Genomic DNA, 19,611 nt, shown 5'->3' on the forward strand with positions numbered 1-19,611 from the left:
ATTTTTCAAGTTAGAATATCGTCTAAATTACAGTAATTACCTAAATTTAGCATAGGTTCAACACTTAAAATTAACATGCACATGAGAAATCCTCTTCGATATCCGGTGAGGAAAGGAGTATTCCTTACCTGGATATTTTTATCTTTTCAGATGTTGGTGATGGCTCAGCCAACTTTTCCCGTAAACGGAATTACCAATCCAACTACTAAGTCTTATGCATTTACTAACGCTACGTTAGTAAAAGATGCAAAAACCACGATTGCAAATGCAACGCTGGTAATTAAAGACGGAAAAATCGTTGCTGCAGGAACGAATATCGCAGTTCCAAAAGATGCAGTAGTGGTAAATCTAGAAGGAAAGTACATTTATCCTTCTTTTATCGACATTTATTCTGACTATGGTGTTCCTGTACCTCAGCGCCAGATGGCCGGCGGCGGTTTCGGTGGACCCCAACAGCTGGAATCTAACAAAAAAGGTGCTTATGGCTGGAATCAGGCAATTAAACCTGAAGTAAATGCTTATGAGATCTTTTCTGTAGATGATTCAAAAGCTGCAGGGCTCAGAAATGTCGGTTTTGGTGCGGTATTAACTCACCAGAAAGATGGTATCGCCAGAGGTACCGGTACATTTGTTACTTTGGCTAATAAAAGAGATAACTTAGTTATTCTGAAAGATAAGGCCTCAGCGCATTACTCTTTGAATAAAGGAACTTCTTCACAGTCTTATCCCAGCTCTTTAATGGGGGTGATTGCATTATTGCGTCAATCATATTATGATGCGATGTGGTATAAAAACAGCGGTGCTAAAGAAGGGGTAAACCTTACTTTGAGAGCATGGAACGATGTTCAGTCATTACCACAGATTTTCGAAGGAAATGATAAATGGAATGATTTACGTGCGGCTAAAATCGGAGAAGAATTCGGTGTAAAATATATTATTAAAGCAGGTGTAAATGAATATCAACGTATTCAGGAGATGGCGGCTACAAAATCAGCATTCATTCTTCCTTTGAACTTCCCTGCTCCAATTGATACAGATGATCCTTCCGATGTAAGATTTGTAGGATTAGACCAATTAAAACATTGGGAACTGGCTCCAACCAACCCGGCTGCTTTTGAAAAAGCAGGAATTGAGTTTGCTTTTACAACAGCTGATTTAGGAAATACCTCAGAATTGTTTACAAACATCCGCAAAGCGATTCAAAATGGTTTAACGGAACAAACCGCTTTAGCTGCTTTAACTACAACACCTGCGAAATTACTGGGTGTTGAAAGTTTAATCGGTACTTTAGAGGCAGGTAAAGTAGCTAACTTTATCATCACTAACGGTCCGGTCTTCAGTGACAAAACTGCTATTCTCCAAAACTGGGTGAGTGGTGAGCGTTTTAATGTGAAGAATGAATTGTGGAATGATGTAACCGGTGTATATGAAATAGCTTTCAATACTAAATCAGGTGTTAAAAACTACAACCTTGTATTGAGTGCAGGTGGTAATGCCAGTCTGATTCAAGGAGATACACTGACCGGAAAATATACCTATACCGGAAAAATTTTCAAATTAAGTTATACAGAAGGTAAAGGAGCAAATGCTACAGAAACCGTATTAAGTGGTATTTTAAGCGATAAAGCGCTTTCCGGTACCGGTTTGGATGCAAAAGCTAATGCATTTACTTTCAAAGGTAAATTTAAAAATGCATCAACTGCAGCTCCGGCGGCAGCAGCGACTACTCCTGCTAAAGAAGAATTAGGAAAAGTAACTTATCCTTTCGTCGCTTATGGTAATGAAGAGCAATTGAAACAGGAAGACATTTTAATTAAGAATGCTACTGTTTGGACAAATGAAAAACAAGGAATTCTTCAAAATACAGATGTACTGATCAGAAATGGTAAAATTGCACAAATCGGTAAAAACTTATCTGCAAAAGGTGCAAAAGAAATTGACGGTACAGGTAAACATTTAACTGCCGGTATTATTGATGAACACTCTCACATAGCAGCGGCCTCTATCAACGAAGGTGCGCAAAGTGTTACTTCTGAGGTAAGAATTTCAGATAACATTAATCCTGAAGATATCAACATTTATCGTCAGTTAAGTGGTGGTGTAACCACTTCTCATATTCTGCACGGATCTGCTAATACAATTGGTGGCCAGACGCAATTAATCAAATTACGTTGGGGTAAAAATGCAGAAGAATTAAAATTTGAAGGTGCTGACCGTTTCATCAAATTTGCATTAGGTGAAAACGTAAAACGTTCTTCAAGCACTTCAAACGTTCGTTTCCCGAACACAAGAATGGGCGTTGAGCAGGTATTAGACGATGCATTTATCCGTGCAACGGATTATCAGAATGCTTTAAAAGCTGCCGCAACCGGTAAAAAAGGGGAGAATGTATATGAAAAAGTACGTAGAGATCTGGAACTGGAAGCATTATCAGATATTATGAATAAGAAATTATTCATTACTATGCACTCTTATGTACAATCTGAAATCGTAGCGGCTTTAAGAGTTGCTGAAAAACACGGATTCAGAGTAAATACTTTAACGCATATCCTGGAAGGTTATAAAGTGGCTGACAAAATCAAAGCACACGGTGCAAACGTTTCAACCTTCAGTGATTGGTGGAATTACAAAATGGAAGTATTGGATGCGCAGCCTTACAATGCTTATATTATGCAAAAAGTAGGATTAAATACTGCGATCAACTCTGATGATGCTGAAATGGCCCGTCGTTTAAACCAGGAAGCAGCGAAGTCTGTAAAATACGGTGGAATGAACGAAGAGGATGCATTGAAGATGGTTACTTTAAACCCTGCAAAAATGATGCATGTGGATAATAAAGTAGGATCTATCAAAGAAGGAAAAGATGCAGACCTGGTGCTTTGGACAGATCATCCTTTAAGCATTTATGCGATGAGTGAAAAAACCATTGTAGACGGTATTGTATACTTTGATCGTGAGAAAGACGCACAGATGCGTGATCAGATACAAGCGGAAAAAGCAAGACTGATTAAGAAAATGGCAGACCTGAAACGTGCTCCTGGCGGTGCGCGTCCTGCAGGTGGTTTTGCTCGTCCGGTACCTCGCTATGAAGTGGTATTAAGTTGTATGGATCATACACATAACCATGGCTTATTAGCAGTTGAAGAAGAAGATCATCAATAATCTACAAAAGGTTTTAAAAATGTTGAATATGAAATCCTTACTTAAAATATTTTGTCTGGTGTTCTTCGCAACATCAGCAATGGCACAGGATAATGTATATCCTGGTGCTCCTCAAAAAGAGACCATTGCTTTGATAAATGGTACCATCCACGTTGGAAATGGTCAGGTTATCGAGAATGGTATGGTTGTATTTGAAAAAGGCAAGATCGTTTCAGTTGGTTCTAAAGGAACTACTCCTGCAGGCGCTAAGGTGATCGATGTAGCGGGTAAACATGTTTATCCGGGTCTGATCCTTTCTTCTTCAAATCTTGGATTAGCTGAAGTGCCGAGTGTACGTGCTACCCTTGATGAGTCGGAGTTTGGCGAATACAATACGAATGTGCGCTCAATTGTTGCTTATAATACCGATTCAAGAGTAATTAATACGCTTAGAAATAATGGTATCTTACTGGCAAGCATTACACCGGGCGGTGGTATTATTTCTGGTTCTTCTACTGTTGTGCAATTAGATGCATGGCATTGGGAAGATGCTGCTGTTGCAATGGATAATGGTATGCACTTCCGTATGCCTAACCTTTTAATCAGAAGAGGTGGCAGAGGTGGCTTCGGTATGTTCGGAGCTGCTGCATCGAATGTAGATCCTGTACAAGCGGGTTTAAACCGTATTGAAGATGTGAAAAGTTTCTTTAAAGAAGCAAAAGCGTATTTAACTGAAGTTAAACCAGCTCAAACTAATCCTTCGTTCGAAGCAACCCGCAAATTATTCAACAAAGAGCAGAAATTTTATATACACTGTAATGTGGTAAAAGAAATGCTGATTGCTGTTGAGTTTGCAAAAGAATTCGGATTCGATGTAGTTATTGTAGGTGGCAGCGATTCTTATTTAATCGCAGATATTTTAAAAGAAAATAATATCTCGGTTATTTTGAATGATATGCACTCTTTACCGACAATGGCTGATGATGATGTAGCACAGCCATATAAAACACCAGGTATCTTACAAAAAGCAGGTGTACTATTCTCTATTAATGATACACATACTAATAGCAGATACAGAAACCTTGCTTTCAATGCAGGAACAGCTGCTGCTTACGGATTAACAAAAGAGCAGGCTTTATCGGCTGTTACTTTAAATGCTGCTAAAATTTTAGGAGTAGATAAAATAACAGGTTCTTTAGAAGCCGGAAAAGATGCTAACATTGTTGTATCTGAAGGAGATATCTTAGATATGCGTTCGAATCTGATTTTACATGCGTTTATTCAGGGACGAACAGTGAATTTAGACGATAAAGCTAAACAATTGGCAGATCGTTATAAATATAAGTACAACATTAAATAGTTGAATACTTTATATATAAAAGCCCCTCCGCTGTGAGGGGCTTTTTTGTGCAGGGTTTGTAAAATTTTGTATTGATTTCCATCTGTGGACTGCTGTTTTTCGTAAGTAATAATAGCAGCCAGGCTTTTATTCAATCAGCTGATGAATCAATAATATTCATTGTGGTGTATTTACATCTGTAATGAATATGACTGGGGATTGTCGTAATGCTCATTAATACCGCATAGAGGGAGTAGATAGAGCAGCGGGATATAAATCAACAGTATAAAGGGTTACGATCAATAACACTACAGGGCGGGAGGTAGGGCGTAGTGTTATTTTAAATAAATAATAGGTATGGATAAAGGATAATAACAGATATAGAATACATGAAATTATTTGCATATAACTCATTAACAAATGTGATTATAGCCGCATGTACTTATAGGGAAGGAGGTATCGAAAATAATTTTTATGGCTGTATCAACCTTTCTGAAGTTAGATGAATTACTTTCGTTTGATGATTCCGTGTACCGGGCATAAATTTTTTAATAAGCAGATATGCAACAAATTAATATATTCTGGTTTCGAAGAGATTTGCGTTTAGAAGACAATATAGGCTTGTATCATGCAATGAATTCCGGATTGCCGGTACTGCCTGTTTTTATATTTGATCGGAATATTTTGTCTCAGCTCGATCAAAAATCAGATAGGCGTGTTGATTATTTTCATCAGGCGTTAGAATATCTCAATGAAGAATTAAAACCATTCGGAGGTGGGCTGAAAACTTTTTTTGATTCTCCTCTGGAGGCATTTATGCAATTGGCTAAAAATTACAGTATTCATACTGTTTTTTATAATCGCGATTATGAGCCTTACGCAATTCAGCGTGATCTCGAAGTAACGGATTTTCTGAAAACTGCCGGAATAAAAGTACTGTCTTTTAAGGATCAGGTTATTTTCGAACCGGGTGAAATTCTAAAACAAGATCAAACTCCCTACACTGTATATACTCCTTTTTCTAAAAGGTGGAAGGAAGCATTGCAGCCACAACACATTAATGCTGTAAAAATAAAACACGGCACTTGTGTAAAACCTGATACAAATATTCATACACTTCGTGCGTTAGGATTTGAGCAAACAGATATAATATTTGAAGTGCCCGCAATTAATGTAAATACTTTAAAGGAATATGAAGATACCAGAAATTTTCCGGCAAAAGATGCTACATCACATTTGGGAATCGCATTGCGATTCGGAACAATTTCTATCCGGAAATGTGTCACTGCTGCATTGAAACATTCTGGCGTGTGGTTGAATGAACTGATCTGGAGAGAGTTTTTTATGCAGATTCTGCTTCACTACCCCGCAGTTGTTCAGCATTCCTTTAAAGCTAAATATGATTTGATCAAATGGCGGAATAATGAAAGAGAATTTGATAAATGGTGTAAAGGAGAAACCGGTTACCTGATGGTAGATGCCGGTATGCGTGAGTTAAATGCTACCGGATTTATGCATAATCGTGTACGGATGGTAGTTGCCAGTTTTCTTGCCAAACATTTGTTGATAGACTGGCGCTGGGGCGAAGCATATTTTGCCGGTTTATTGCTCGACTATGAATTGGCTTCTAATAATGGTAATTGGCAATGGGCTGCAGGAACAGGTTGCGACGCCGCTCCTTACTTCAGAATATTTAATCCTACAGAACAGCAAAAGAAATTTGATCCTGATTTTAAATATATTTCTAAATGGATCGGTGATATCGATACGCATCTGCTAAAATACCAGCCGATAGTAATACATGAAGAAGCCCGGAAAAGAGCATTAGAGATTTATAAAGAGGCTTTGAAGTAAATTATCTAATAACAGCTAGTGAAATATTACTATAACAGAGATTGAGTTTTTTTATGTTATGGTTTATATAAAATTGAAAATTCTAACCAAAAAATAATCTCATTTTAATGTGCCTGATGGGCGATTAAGCATGTTGTTAACTTCTTCACAAAAAGGCGTAAAGTTGCTATTACTTATTAGCAACTTTACGCCTTAAATATTAAATTTAGTCATCAACGCGTTGTTCGATTTCATGAGAGATAATAACCCTTTTTTATAAAAGGTATTATTATTCTTAATGTATCTATTACTCTTTCCGTAAAGGTCCGTATCGGCTGAAAGCTTATTTATTACTAAAATAACTTAGAAGTATGAACAAACTTTTACTACCCCTTCTTACGTTGATTTTTTTAGTTAGTTGTAAAAAAGAAACAGAGGAACCTCCGGCTGCGGAAGTAGAACAACTAAACCCTGATGATTTTATTGGTACTATTTGGGAATTACAAGAGTTCTATTACAATGATTCAGCATTAAGAATAGGACTACATCACTATCCCTCCGGAAACATGATCGTCAGTAAAGCTTATTTTAAGTTTTTTGCAGATAATAAAATGCAAAAAATAGAAACCATCGAAGCTGACGAGCTTGAAAATTGGAATGGTAATGCCAGTATAGTTGATATTTCATTCAATATAAATGAAATATTAAATTCTGCCGGAATAGACCCTGCTAATATTATCATCGCTAACACGAAATACACCTACAGCTGGCAAATTATTAATAATAAAATTCTTGTAAAGCGGGGCTTTTATATTTTAGATCTTAACAAAGAGGTAGAGCTTTCTTCTTTTACAATCTTAATGAGACCCAATAAAGAAATGTATGTCGAAATTCCGATTGATGAGAAAAGGATAGCTGTCTTATCACTCGTTGATATTAAAAGGTCCGGAATGTTCAGGCAATTCTTTAAACAGGTAGACGAAGTCAGTGGTGTTTTATTGATGTCATCTTATCGGGAAGAATTATAAATATTGGTGATACTATTAACAGATAATAATTATGTTAAAGAACTTATTACATATGTATATTAATTCTATTCTTTTTTGTGTAGAAAATGATGTATCTTATATATAATATATTTCATGTTAATTAAGCATATGTTGAGTAATACAAAAATCATTAGGTTTTACTAATGATTTTCTTGTATAAGAATAGCTGTATACTAAACTAATGCCACAGTTGAATAAATTATAAATATGATTTTTAATAAACAAACTCTTCCTTTGCTGATGGGGGTCGTTTTGCTGTTGAGTTGTAAAAAAGATTCCGGCCCGTCATTACCGCTGCAAGGAACCGTTTGGGAATTGCAGCAGTATTTTGTCAACAACAGAGAAGTGCCTGTAGGTGTTACGATTGTTAGTGATCAGATCAGCATTGTAGCAAGGGATTATTATGTTTTTAAGGGTGGAGGAGACTTAGAGTTACACAAACGTTTTAACTTTCTTAGCGAAGAAGAATTAGACAATACACCATCTTTTGTAAAGGAAACATTAATGGATAACTGGCAAAAATGGAACGAATTGCAAAAGAATGAAGAGGGGAGATATCCCAGGAATAGCTATTCCTGGAAGTCAAAAGGAAATAACATAACTGTTGTTGCTATTACTACTCTTTCACAGGATCCAAGAAATAAAAATGAGCGGGAGCGAATAGGGCATTTAACAGAAGATAATATATTGTTTTTTGAATACCGTGTTGAACACTCCTCCATTGATCAAGTGTATAAACTCTATTTCAAACAGGTAGATCATTTACCTGATCAGCTACAGTACTGATTTTAAAGAACATTTAATTATTACAATAAGGTATTAATAAAAAGTCCTCAACATTGTTGAGGACTTTTATATTTTAATTAGCTCCGTGGCAGTTTTTATATTTTTTACCGCTTCCGCAAGGACAAGGATCATTACGATTCGGTTTGGGTGCTACACGAACCGGTTCTTGTTTTGCAGGTTGAGAAGGATCAAAATAATCATTCTCATTTGCAGCATAGTCATCACCTCTGCGATCTACTTCAGCTTTATTGGTACGAATTTGAGGCGTTTCTTTTTTAGGTTGCTCTTTGTTTTCGCGAATTTGCTGCTGTGGATCATTTTCTTGTGAGCTGGGAAGATTTGCTAAAGCAAGGAAACTGATGATATTTCTGTTTAACTCTTCGTCCATACGTTTGAATAAATCAAACGCTGTGATTTTATAAATGACCAATGGATCTTTCTGTTCTAAGTAAGCGGTTTGAACGCTTTGCTTCAGGTCGTCCATGGCTCTTAAATGCTCTTTCCAGGTATCGTCGATAATTGCCAGTGTGATTTGGCGTTCCAGGGCATTGGTTAATTCCAGTCCGTCTGTACTAAGTGTTTTATCGAGATTTGATACAACGTTGATACCTTTTTTGCCATCTGTAAACGGTACTACAACATTTTCAATATGCTGGCCTTGTGTTTGACGGATGTTAACAAAACCCGGAACAATGAGTTTTCTAAGCTCGTCTAATTTTAACTGATATTTTGATTTTGCTTCCTGATAAAGTTTATCAGCTAAAACCTGTGTATTGTCTTTCGCTAATTCTTCAGCAGTGATTTTGGTATCAATACCAAGACTCATGATAGCAGCCAGCTGGAACCCTTCATAGTCATTTTGTTCTTTGAACGATGCGATTACACCTTCGGCAACAGAATAGAATGCATTGTCGATATCTAGTGCCAGACGTTCTCCGAATAATGCATGACTACGTTTTTTATAGATTACATTTCTTTGTTTATTCATTACGTCATCGTATTCCAATAAACGTTTACGAATACCAAAGTTATTTTCTTCTACTTTACGTTGGGCGCGTTCGATTGATTTGGTAACCATGCTATGTTGAATAACTTCACCTTCTTTATAACCAAATCTGTCCATCACTGAAGCGATACGCTCACTTCCGAATAAACGCATTAAATCATCTTCTAAAGAAACATAGAATTGAGAAGAACCCGGATCACCCTGACGACCGGCACGACCTCTTAACTGTCTGTCTACACGGCGGCTTTCATGGCGTTCAGTACCGATAATAGCTAAACCACCTGCTTCTTTAACACCAGGTCCGAGTTTAATATCCGTACCACGACCGGCCATGTTGGTAGCAATGGTAACGGCTCCCGGCAAACCTGCTTCGGCAACCACCTGTGCTTCTTTGGCGTGTTGTTTAGCGTTCAGTACGTTGTGGGCAATGTTTTTAGCCTTCATCATTCTGCTCAGCAATTCACTTACCTCTACAGAAGTAGTACCTACCAGTACTGGTCTTCCTTCAGCCTGCAGCTTCTTGATTTCATCAATTACCGCATTGTATTTTTCACGCTTGGTTTTGAATACAAAATCTTCATGATCTTTTCTGATCACTGTTACATTGGTTGGAATGGTAACCACATCCAGTTTGTAGATCGACCAGAATTCACCTGCTTCAGTAACGGCAGTACCGGTCATACCACATAATTTGTGGTACATACGGAAGTAGTTCTGTAAAGTAACTGTTGCGTATGTTTGAGTAGCGGCTTCGATTTTTACGTTTTCTTTCGCTTCAATCGCCTGGTGTAATCCGTCGCTGTAACGGCGTCCGTCCAGGATACGGCCGGTTTGTTCATCAACGATTTTAACCTGACCATCCATTACTACATATTCAATGTCATTATCAAAAAGTGTATAGGCTTTTAATAATTGATGTACGGTATGGATACGTTCTGCTTTTGCAGAATAGTCTTGTAAAACAGCTTCTTTTAGGGTAAGTTTTTCTTCATTGCTGCCGGCTGTTTCTTCGATTTTTGCTAATTCGGAAGCGATATCCGGTAAAACGAAGAAACTGGGATCTTCGCCAGCCTTAGTGATGGCAGCAATACCTCTGTCGGTTAACTCTACCTGTTTGTTTTTTTCGTCGATGTGGAAATACAATTCCTCATCCACAATATGCATATTACGTTGCTGATCGGCTAAGTAATAGTTTTCAATTTTTTGAAGTTTTACGCGGTTACCGGGTTCTGATAAGAACTTAATCAATGGATTGTTTTTAGGTAAACCTCTGTAAGCACGCATTAATGCGAGACCACCCGCTTTCGGATCATCATCACCTTCAGCAAAAGCTTTTTTAGCTTCAGCAAGGTAACGTGTAGTAATTTGTTTTTGTAAATTTACCAGGCTCTCCACACGAGGTTTTAAGGCGTCGAACTGTTGTTGATCGCCGCGAGGAACCGGTCCGGATATGATCAAAGGAGTTCTTGCATCGTCGATCAAAACGCTATCCACCTCATCGACCATTGCAAAGTGGTGTTTACGCTGAACCATGTCTTGCGGAGCATGTACCATGTTATCACGTAAGTAGTCGAAACCGAACTCATTGTTTGTACCGTAAGTGATATCTGCCTGATAAGCTTTGCGACGTGCGGCAGAGTTCGGTTGATGTTTATCAATACAATCAACGGTTAATCCCAGCCATTCGAATAAAGTTCCATTCCACTCAGAATCACGTTTTGCCAGGTAATCGTTCACCGTAACAACATGTACACCTTCACCTGCTAATGCGTTCAGGTAAGCAGGAAGAGTGGATACTAATGTTTTACCTTCACCGGTAGCCATCTCGGAAATTTTACCCTGATGTAAAACAGTACCACCAATCAACTGTACATCGTAATGCACCATGTTCCACGTAATCAGGTTACCGCCGGCATTCCAGCTATTCTGAAAAACAGCTTCCTCTCCTTCGATACGGATATATGGTTTGGTAACACTTAATTCTCTGTCGAGCGGAGATGCTTTTGATCTTAATTCAGTATTATTAGTAAATCTTCTGGCGGCTTCTTTCACCACAGCAAATGCTTCTGCATGAATGTCGGAAAGGGCTTCTTCAATTTTTTTATCTCTGTCTTTCGTGAGGGCATCTACTTTTTGGTAGAGTTCGTCTTTTTGCTGTATTTGTTCAACAGGTAAAGCTTCTGCCTGTTGCTTTAATTGGTCTACTTCCTGATCAATGTCTTTCAGATGTTCTTTAATGCGGGCTCTAAACTCTTGCGTTTTGCCTCTTAACTCGTCATTACTCAAAGAAGCATAAGCAGAAAAGTGCTCATTGATTTTGGCTATCAGGGGAAGAATGCTCTTTACATCTTTCTCCGATTTACTTCCTCCAAATATTTTAGATAAAAAACCTAACATGAATTCATTATTGATTTATAAATAAAAACTGTCTAACTGACGATATTGCAAAATACCACTCACCCGGTAAGATTACAAAAAAGGTGCAATAATAATTCTGATAGCCAAATTGACAGGATGCCAAAGGTAATAAAATTGATTGGGAAGTTTCGGTAATAATTGGCTGATTTCTAAGGAAGGAATTTCAAAAAATCTGACAAAATGCACTTCCAAAAGTAATTAAAGAATAACGTAGTCAAAAAAAACGCTAAAAAAATTTGTATTTTTGATAAAAAAGTTAGTAATTTGTAGCTAAAATAATTAGCTATGTCATTTGCTGGAAAAAATTTGAAGTATTTACGTAAGCTAAGGGGGTGGACGCAGGAAGAGTTTGCCAATAAACTTGGCATTAAACGTTCGCTGGTAGGAGCGTATGAAGAAGAAAGAGCGGAACCGCGTCTTGAAGTACTGGAATACGTAGGTGAAATTTTTAAACTGAGTCTCGACGAATTAATACTCAAAGATTTGTCTGACAATGGCGATAATTATTTGTCTAAACGTCGTCAAATGAAACTCGGTACGGTGCACGAAAGCCGTATTCAGTTTGTTCCGGTAAAAGCTGCCGCCGGTTATTTAGCCGGGTATGCAGACCCAGATTTTCTCGACGAGTTAAATACGTTTACTTTACCGATGCTGGCAGCAGGCGAATACCGTGCTTTCGAAATAGTGGGTGATTCAATGTTACCAACCCCCAGTGGTTCTATCATTGTAGGTGAAAAAATAGATGATGTGGAAGAAGTCAGAAATAATGGCACCTATATTATTATTTCCCGGCACGACGGTATTGTTTACAAGCGGATCATGAAAAATAATCGTTCGAAAAATAAATGGACTTTAGTGAGCGATAATCCTTCTTATCATCCTTATCAGGTAAATGCGGAAGATGTTATTGAAGTGTGGAAGGCAGCAATGATTATGAGTAAAGCAAATGCACAACCTCATTGGGATGTAAATCAGTTGGCAAATCTTGTATCCAATTTACAGGATCAGGTTTCTAACTTAAAGAAGAGAATTAATTAGGTTTTTAGTTTTGTTGTAGGCAAAAGAGGCAATTCTTATTCTTAGGAGCTGCCTCTTTTTAATTGCGAATGTATCGGGCAGCATTCATTCGCTAAAGCAACTGGCACCATCCACCGAAATTGATTACCGGTCTCGGGCCGTTCCCCCCGGCTGTTCTTTCTGAATCGTTTGGAACAACCGGGAGGGGCAGCCTGATAAATCACTTTCTGTAAATTAACCATATAGTTCCCTTGCCAGACGAAAGGTGTTACAATGTGCTTCTACTATTGTTTTTACATCAGGAGAATAACCGCCACCCATTGAAGCCACCAACGGAATACCTTTATTTCTGACTTTCTCCAATACCATGCGGTCTCTTTCTTTACAACCTTCCATCGTCACTTTTAATTTTCCGAATTTGTCAGTAGCTAAGATGTCTACACCAGATTGGAAAAAACAAAAATCAGCTTGTACCGTTTCCAGCAGATGACTCAGGTGTTGATCTAATAGCTCAAGATAAGTATCTGTGTTTGTACCATCAGGCAATCCTACATCCAGGTTACTCTTTTCTTTTTGAAAAGGATAGTTATGTTCACCGTGCATACTGAACGTAAACACTTCTTTTTTATGCTCAAATATTTTAGCCGTACCGTTACCTTGATGAACGTCGAGGTCGATGATCAATATCTTTTTTGATAATCCCTCCTCAATAAGATAATTGGCAGCTACGGCAATATCATTTAATAAACAAAAACCTTCACCCCTGTCACTGTAAGCATGATGAGTTCCTCCTGCTACATTTAATGAAATACCGTGTACGATAGCGTTATGACAACAGTCTACGGTACCTTGCACCAGTGTTAATTCTCTCAGCGTTAAACCGGGAGATTGAGGAAAGCCTATATGACGCTGCTCTTTTTCGCTCAACGTCTGGTCAATGAGTTTCTGATAATATTCTTCGGTATGTGTTAGTAAAACGATTTCTTTATCACACACGGCCGGCGTGAAAAAGTTGTTTGAAGTAAGGATTCCTTCATATAATAATTGTTCCGGGATCAATTCGTATTTCAACATAGGAAAACGATGTCCTTCGGGTAACGGATGACAATAGATCGGATGATAAGCTACTTTCAGCATTCTTGCAAGGGTAAAATCTTGTTTTCAACTATTGCAAATATATGATCATTTCGTTTGGGCCTGATATTGTATAAACCAGTAAATTCACTAAACGCAGGTAAAATCATAGAGTTGCCGGAATGATAGAAACAAGGCAACATGATTTTTTGTTTTGCGATACCCTCTATTTTTATTCCGGGGTGGATATGGCCACTGAAATAAAAACGATTTGCGTCTAATGTTTTGACATCGCTTAAATCATGTACAAAACAAAACTGCTCATTATATTGCCAACAATTCTGTTTTACTTCAATATTGGCAGCGGTATAAAATGATGTACTCAACACATCATGATTACCTTTTATTAAAGTAAAAGATAGGTTCGGAAAATCAGTTCTCCATTTCAAAAACAATTCTAATTCGCGATTAGCTGTTGAATGAAATAAATCGCCTACAGCAATAACTTGCTTTGGTTGAAAATATTGTAATAAATCAACAAATTTTTGAAGGTCTTTTTGATAAACAGCCTGCGGTACCGGAATGCCGTTTTTTCTGAAATGTCCTGTTTTTCCGAAGTGTAAATCAGATAAAATCAGGCATTGTTCTTCCTCCCAAAACAACGCCCGGTGCGGCGATATCCAGAAGTGCTCATTTAAAATAATATGTTTGGTTGGTACGAACATGGAATGTTCAAAGTTACCGCTTTTTATGATCAACGGCTCATTTCTTCTTTTTGCCCGAAGCGGCCTGATTCAGTTGTTCCTGCATTCTTTTTACCCTTTGTTCTAACTGTTCTGACGACATGTTCTCTCTGAAGCTGTCTACCTTTATCGGAAAGCAGAATGGAGTCAACCGTTTAGGAAAAGTAATCACTATATCTGATTGCTGTATCCTTTCCAGCATGTCGCGTAACCTTGTTTCTTCCATCTGTTGCTCAAATACTTCTGCATAAGCTTGTCGTATCAATACATTGTCGGGGTCATATTCTGCAAAAACATTGAATAATAACGAGGCTGAAGATTGTAAATGCCGCGCTTTTTTATGCTCACCGGGCATTCCCTGAAAAACCAATCCGCCAATCACCGCAATATCCCGAAACTTTCTTTTTGCCATTTCCGAAGCGTTTACAGACCGTTGAATGTCGAGTACAAGGTTTTCATCACTAAACAGCTCGTATACGTTTGTATCGTCAACAGGAATTGGCTGATCGCTTAATAACTCAAAACCATAGTCATTCATAGCAAATGAAAAAGTAATTGGTGTTATTTTACCGATTCGGTAAGCTAATATTGCAGCCATGGCCTCGTGTACCAGTCGCCCTTCAAAAGGATATACAAATAAATGAAACCCGTCTTTTGTCTCTATCTGCTCTATCAGTAATTCATTTTCTTTCGGTACAATCGATAATTGCTGCTGCAAGGCAAATAAGGGTTCCAGTACTTTAATTTCAATATCAGTCTGGCTGGGTTTTATCTCTTTATGAATCAGCGCAGCCGATTCCTGAAATTTTCTCCTTAATACTTTCCCTAATTTCGCCGATAAAGGTAATCGCCCACCATTCCAACTGGGTACAATTGATTTTCCGGAGGTTGATTTTCTTACCAGTACGGTCATGTCTTTGATACGTACCAACTCGAGCTGGCGGCCGGCGAGTGTGAATGAATCACCCGGGTTTAAACGCGAAATGAACCATTCTTCAATCATTCCAATATAACCGCCTGAAATGAATTTTACATTTAACATGGCATCACTTACAATCGTTCCGATATGCAGGCGATGACGCATCATTAATCTACGGTTGGTCATCCGGTATACACCATCTGTCAGTTCTACCTTTTTGTAATCGTCATATTGTTGTAAAGCTACACCACCCTGCGTTAGAAATTGAACGACCTCGTCAAATTCTTCTAACGACAATGATTGAAAACAAAAAGTATTTTTGATTTCATGATAAGTGCTGTCGCGTTGAAACCCTTCTGAAATAGCCAGTGTTCCCAGAAACTGAACCAATACGTCATAGCAAAGTAACATCGGTTCACGGCTTTCGATGGTTTGTTCTTTTATCGCCTGTTTCAATGCGGCAGCTTCTATAAGTTCCAGGCTATGTGTAGGTAAGAAATAAATCTTGCTGATAGCCCCTGGTGTGTGGCCGCTACGACCGGCCCTCTGTAAAAAACGCGCAACTCCTTTAGGTGATCCTACCTGAATGACCGTTTCTACCGGACGAAAGTCAACCCCGAGGTCCAGGCTACTGGTACAGATAACCGCTTTTAATTTTGCCTGATGTAAAGCCTCTTCTACCCATATACGTAATGCCTGTTCAATACTACCATGGTGCAAGGCGATTGCTCCGGCCAGCTCCGGGGCGGCTTGCAGCAGCGCCTGATACCACCTTTCACTCATGCCTCTGGTGTTGATGAAAATAAGTGTAGTCTGGCTCTTTTCTATAATCGGTAAAATTTTATCTACCAGTTTAATTCCAAGATGCCCGGCCCAGGGATATTTTTCAATTTCATCAGGGAGTATTGATTCAATTTCTATTTTTTTATCCAGATTTGCACGAACCAATGAATACCTGCCTTCAGTAAACCTGAATACAGGAAATAATAATACTTCTGCGGCTTCGTCTAAATTACCAATGGTGGCACTGATACCCCAGAGTTGAAGCGGGTGTGTTTTTTTTATGCCGGCAAGCCTTGAAATCGCCAGCTCTATTTGTACTCCACGTTTTGTGCCTAACAGTTCATGCCATTCGTCTACGGCTATAATCCGTGTTTTTTCAAAGTAAGATGGATACTCTTTTTGTGCTAGTAAAAGGTGCAGACTTTCCGGCGTAATGATTAATACTTCTGGTGCTATCCGTTTCTGTTTCTGCCGTTCATTCGTTGTTGTATCTCCGTTACGAATACCTACCTGCCATTGTAATCCTAATCCGGCAATCGCTTCTTCCATTGCCCGGCCCAGATCTTTGCCTAAAGCTCTTAATGGCGTGATCCAGATCAGCTGTAGTCCGTTTTTCTTTTTCTGCAGGTATTTGTCAGGATGCTCATTAATGAACTGAATCACTGCGCCTAAGAATATGGAAAAGGTTTTGCCAAAGCCGGTAGGGGCATTTACCAAACCGCTTTTATTTTCATGAATGGCCTGCCAGGCTTCCTGTTGAAAAGAAAATGGTTTGAAACCCTGACTTTCCAGCCAGGTTGCAACTACTTTGTACCCTATCGTTTTTTTTAGATTCAACTTATCCGAATTGTTCGAGCATTTTTTTTAGATCTTCTAAGGTATTAATATCATCAACAGTTTTATCTTTTCGCCATCGATTAATTCTCGGAAAGCGTAGCGCCACACCCGATTTATGTCTTTTGCTTTCTGCAATTCCCTCAAATGCGATTTCAAAAACCAGTTCGGGCTTTACTGTTCGTACCGGGCCGAATTTTTCCAGTGAGTTTTTTTTCACAAATGCATCTACCTGTGCTATTTCCTGATCGGTTAACCCGGAATAAGCTTTGGTGAAAGTAATCAGCTGATCATCACTTCTTACTGCAAAAGTATAATCGGTATACAAATTAGATCGCCGCCCGTGCCCTTTCTGTGCATATATCATTACCGCATCAATCACGAGTGGATCTATTTTCCACTTCCACCAGTCACCTTTTTTTCTACCGGTTTGATAAGTAGAAGATAATCTTTTTATCATTAACCCCTCAGCACCATTGTCTCTGGAGTGCATTCTTACCTGTTCAAGTTGCTGCCAGCTTTGAAAAGGAACTTCTTTGGATAAAATTAATGCAGGTTCATTCAGTGAATGTATGAGAGATGATAATATTCTTCTTCGTTCGGCTAAAGGGGTGGTTCTGATATCCTGTCCTTGCCATTCCAACAGATCGAACGCAAAAAATGTAACAGGTACTTCCTGTAATTGTTTTTTCGTAAGATTTTTTCTGCCAATTCGGGTTTGTAACAGATTAAATGAAAGGGGTGTTTGCTCAATGGAGGGAATGATTTCTCCGTCTAGTACGGTTCCATCAGGTAATTTTTCTGCCAGGGCATTGTATTCGGGAAATTTCTCCGTCATTAACTCTTCACCACGGCTCCATACATAGAATTGCCTGTTTCGTTTAATGAGCTGTCCGCGAATACCGTCCCATTTCCATTCGGCCATCCACTCATCAGGATGCTCAGGCATACCTTCAATAGCATATGCCAGGTAAAAGGGATAAGGTTTAGATATATCTGTTTGCTGAATTTCTTCATTCAGTAATTGCTCGGGGGTTGTGGTGGAAGGATCCCATTGTCCGCTGATGCGGTGTGCAATAATTGCGGGATCTAATTGAGTAAATTTGGCCAATGCATTCACCATGGTTTTTTGTGAGATGCCGATTCTGAAACCGCCGGTTATGAGTTTGTTGAAAACAAAGCGTTCACGTGTATTCATCGATTGCCAGTGCTGAAGAATGAACTGTTTTTTCGCTTCATCGTTTTGGGTGGATACAAGTTTTAATGATGCTAAAATATCCGCTAAAGAACTTTGTGTTGACTCACCCTCCGGCGGAGGTAATAATAGGGCAATGGTTTCTGCCAGGTCACCTACTGTATGATAACATTCGTCGAATAGCCATCGTGGATGCTGAGTGAGTTCGATGCACCATTGTTGCAAATGCGCAGCTGAGATGGTTCTTTTGGGTCTTCTTCCGGTAAACAAAGCAATTAACCAGCTAATATCTTTCTGTTTTGCTTCCGCAAAATAGTTCGCCAATGCATCTATTTTTGCATTGGTTTTGGTGGATGTGCCCAGTTGCCATATCAGTTGCGCGAAATGTTTCATATCATACGATTGATGCTGTTTCGTCTTCTTCATTACCATAATTGGTAATTACTTCACTTGCCTGAATATTTTGTTCATTTAGATAACGGCTGAATACGCTCTGAAAGCCATGCGTAACATATACCTGTTCTGCCCGCGTTGCATTAATTGCCTGCAATAACCCTTTCCAGTCACAATGGTCGCTTAAGGCAAAGCCCGCATCTGCATTTCGCCGGCGCTGATGCCCACGCACCTGCATCCAACCACTACAAATACCTACAGAATAAGGAGTAAATTTTCTTATCCAGGGGCTATCTAAAGCACTCGAGGGGGCAATGATGATATTACCTGCAAACTCTTTTGGTGAAGTTTCTTTGGTAATGGGAAAGATCATTGGTAATGTGTGCCCCGAGTTGATCAGCGTTTGGTGTATATTGTAAACGGCGCCATGAGCGTAGATGGGTAAACCGGTTTGTTGAAGGCAGGGCAGTAACCGTTGAGCTTTTCCCAAACTATACGCAATCAGCACAGATGTTTGTTGCCGGCTGTGATTCTGCATCACCCATTGCTGAATTTCTTCGAATATTTTTTGCTGCGGCAACCAGTTATAAATGGGTAAACCGAATGTAGATTCTGTAATGAAATGGTGACAGGTAATTGGTTCAAATGCTCCTGAAATGCCATCATTCTCTATTTTATAATCACCGCTTACCACCCATACCTCACCTTTGTATTCTACACGGATCTGAGAAGAGCCGATAATATGCCCGGCCGGATGAAAACTGACTTTTACTCCATTTATATAAAGAGGTTGATTCCACTCTGTTGTTTCATATATCCCTTCTCCCAACCGGTATTGCAATAAAGGTTTGGTGTAAGTGTGGCAAAGATATTTCTTCGAACCCGCACGGGCGTGATCACTATGCGCATGCGTAATCAGTGCATAGTCAACCGGAACCCAGGGGTCAATAAAAAAGTTGCCCTGCTCACAGTAAATACCCGAGGTGTGAAATTTTAATAAAGACACTTAATTTAATTAAGAATGAATAGTTGAGAATGAAGGAGTAAACATTTAACTCCTAATTCCTAATTCTCAATTATT

General features: G+C 38.8%; 12 protein-coding genes. 6 read left to right on the top strand and 6 right to left on the bottom strand.

The features are described 5' to 3' along the window. The first annotated feature begins 81 nt into the window (after positions 1 to 81). The 5 genes from D9O48_RS13390 to D9O48_RS13410 all read left to right on the top strand — a co-directional run bounded on the left by D9O48_RS13390 (position 82) and on the right by D9O48_RS13410 (position 8,148). Entirely contained in the window at positions 82 to 3,162 is a 3,081-nt protein-coding gene (locus tag D9O48_RS13390) for an amidohydrolase family protein (RefSeq protein ID WP_126973491.1), read from the top strand. A gap of 28 nt (positions 3,163 to 3,190) precedes the next feature. Beyond that, a complete protein-coding gene (locus D9O48_RS13395) occupies positions 3,191 to 4,501 on the top strand; it encodes an amidohydrolase family protein (RefSeq protein WP_126973492.1) in 1,311 nt (436 codons plus the stop codon). Positions 4,502 to 5,041: 540 nt separating this feature from the next. Next, a complete protein-coding gene (locus tag D9O48_RS13400) occupies positions 5,042 to 6,334 on the top strand; it encodes a cryptochrome/photolyase family protein (RefSeq protein WP_126973493.1) in 1,293 nt (430 codons plus the stop codon). A 350-nt stretch (positions 6,335 to 6,684) separates the two neighbouring features. After that, the gene (locus D9O48_RS13405) at positions 6,685 to 7,341 is read left to right on the top strand and encodes a hypothetical protein (protein WP_126973494.1); all 657 of its coding nucleotides are present in this window, start codon (positions 6,685 to 6,687) and stop codon (positions 7,339 to 7,341) included. Between the two features lie 228 nt (positions 7,342 to 7,569). Further along, positions 7,570 to 8,148, top strand: coding sequence for a hypothetical protein (locus tag D9O48_RS13410; protein WP_126973495.1), 579 nt, complete (start codon positions 7,570 to 7,572; stop codon positions 8,146 to 8,148). Between the two features lie 73 nt (positions 8,149 to 8,221). On the opposite strand, the gene secA is transcribed toward D9O48_RS13410, so the two are convergent. Next, entirely contained in the window at positions 8,222 to 11,551 is a 3,330-nt protein-coding gene (gene secA / locus D9O48_RS13415; RefSeq protein WP_126973496.1) for a preprotein translocase subunit SecA, read from the bottom strand. A gap of 306 nt (positions 11,552 to 11,857) precedes the next feature. Between secA and D9O48_RS13420 the strand changes: the two genes are divergently transcribed. Beyond that, complete coding sequence (locus D9O48_RS13420) at positions 11,858 to 12,610, top strand: XRE family transcriptional regulator (RefSeq protein WP_126973497.1); 753 nt, start codon at positions 11,858 to 11,860, stop codon at positions 12,608 to 12,610. Positions 12,611 to 12,823: 213 nt separating this feature from the next. On the opposite strand, the gene D9O48_RS13425 is transcribed toward D9O48_RS13420, so the two are convergent. From D9O48_RS13425 to D9O48_RS13445, 5 genes are read right to left on the bottom strand one after another with little or no spacing between them, the layout of a single operon-like run. Then, complete coding sequence (locus D9O48_RS13425; protein WP_126973498.1) at positions 12,824 to 13,726, bottom strand: histone deacetylase family protein; 903 nt, start codon at positions 13,724 to 13,726, stop codon at positions 12,824 to 12,826. Further along, positions 13,720 to 14,388, bottom strand: a complete 669-nt coding sequence (pdeM, locus tag D9O48_RS13430) for a ligase-associated DNA damage response endonuclease PdeM (RefSeq protein WP_126973499.1) — start codon at positions 14,386 to 14,388, stop codon at positions 13,720 to 13,722. The genes D9O48_RS13425 and pdeM overlap by 7 nt, the downstream gene beginning before the upstream one ends. Positions 14,389 to 14,425: 37 nt before the next feature. Beyond that, positions 14,426 to 16,945: a ligase-associated DNA damage response DEXH box helicase gene (locus D9O48_RS13435; RefSeq protein ID WP_126973500.1), complete on the bottom strand. Its 2,520-nt coding sequence runs from the start codon at positions 16,943 to 16,945 to the stop codon at positions 14,426 to 14,428. A gap of 1 nt (position 16,946) precedes the next feature. After that, the gene (locus tag D9O48_RS13440; protein ID WP_233589245.1) at positions 16,947 to 18,563 is read right to left on the bottom strand and encodes an ATP-dependent DNA ligase; all 1,617 of its coding nucleotides are present in this window, start codon (positions 18,561 to 18,563) and stop codon (positions 16,947 to 16,949) included. After that, entirely contained in the window at positions 18,532 to 19,536 is a 1,005-nt protein-coding gene (locus D9O48_RS13445; RefSeq protein WP_126973502.1) for a ligase-associated DNA damage response exonuclease, read from the bottom strand. The genes D9O48_RS13440 and D9O48_RS13445 overlap by 32 nt, the downstream gene beginning before the upstream one ends. Positions 19,537 to 19,611 lie beyond the last annotated feature (75 nt).

The organism is Gynurincola endophyticus (assembly GCF_003991195.1).
Lineage (GTDB): Bacteria > Bacteroidota > Bacteroidia > Chitinophagales > Chitinophagaceae > Gynurincola > Gynurincola endophyticus.

Bases quoted from the DNA above. Each gene is read 5' to 3' on its own strand.
- D9O48_RS13400 (WP_126973493.1), top strand. From the start codon at position 5,042: ATGCAACAAATTAATATATTCTGGTTTCGAAGAGATTTGCGTTTAGAA.
- D9O48_RS13405 (WP_126973494.1), top strand. From the start codon at position 6,685: ATGAACAAACTTTTACTACCCCTTCTTACGTTGATTTTTTTAGTTAGT.
- D9O48_RS13420 (WP_126973497.1), top strand. From the start codon at position 11,858: ATGTCATTTGCTGGAAAAAATTTGAAGTATTTACGTAAGCTAAGGGGG.
- secA (WP_126973496.1), bottom strand. From the start codon at position 11,551: ATGTTAGGTTTTTTATCTAAAATATTTGGAGGAAGTAAATCGGAGAAA.
- D9O48_RS13390 (WP_126973491.1), top strand. From the start codon at position 82: ATGAGAAATCCTCTTCGATATCCGGTGAGGAAAGGAGTATTCCTTACC.
- D9O48_RS13410 (WP_126973495.1), top strand. From the start codon at position 7,570: ATGATTTTTAATAAACAAACTCTTCCTTTGCTGATGGGGGTCGTTTTG.
- D9O48_RS13440 (WP_233589245.1), bottom strand. From the start codon at position 18,563: ATGAAGAAGACGAAACAGCATCAATCGTATGATATGAAACATTTCGCG.
- D9O48_RS13425 (WP_126973498.1), bottom strand. From the start codon at position 13,726: ATGCTGAAAGTAGCTTATCATCCGATCTATTGTCATCCGTTACCCGAA.
- pdeM (WP_126973499.1), bottom strand. From the start codon at position 14,388: ATGTTCGTACCAACCAAACATATTATTTTAAATGAGCACTTCTGGATA.
- D9O48_RS13395 (WP_126973492.1), top strand. From the start codon at position 3,191: ATGAAATCCTTACTTAAAATATTTTGTCTGGTGTTCTTCGCAACATCA.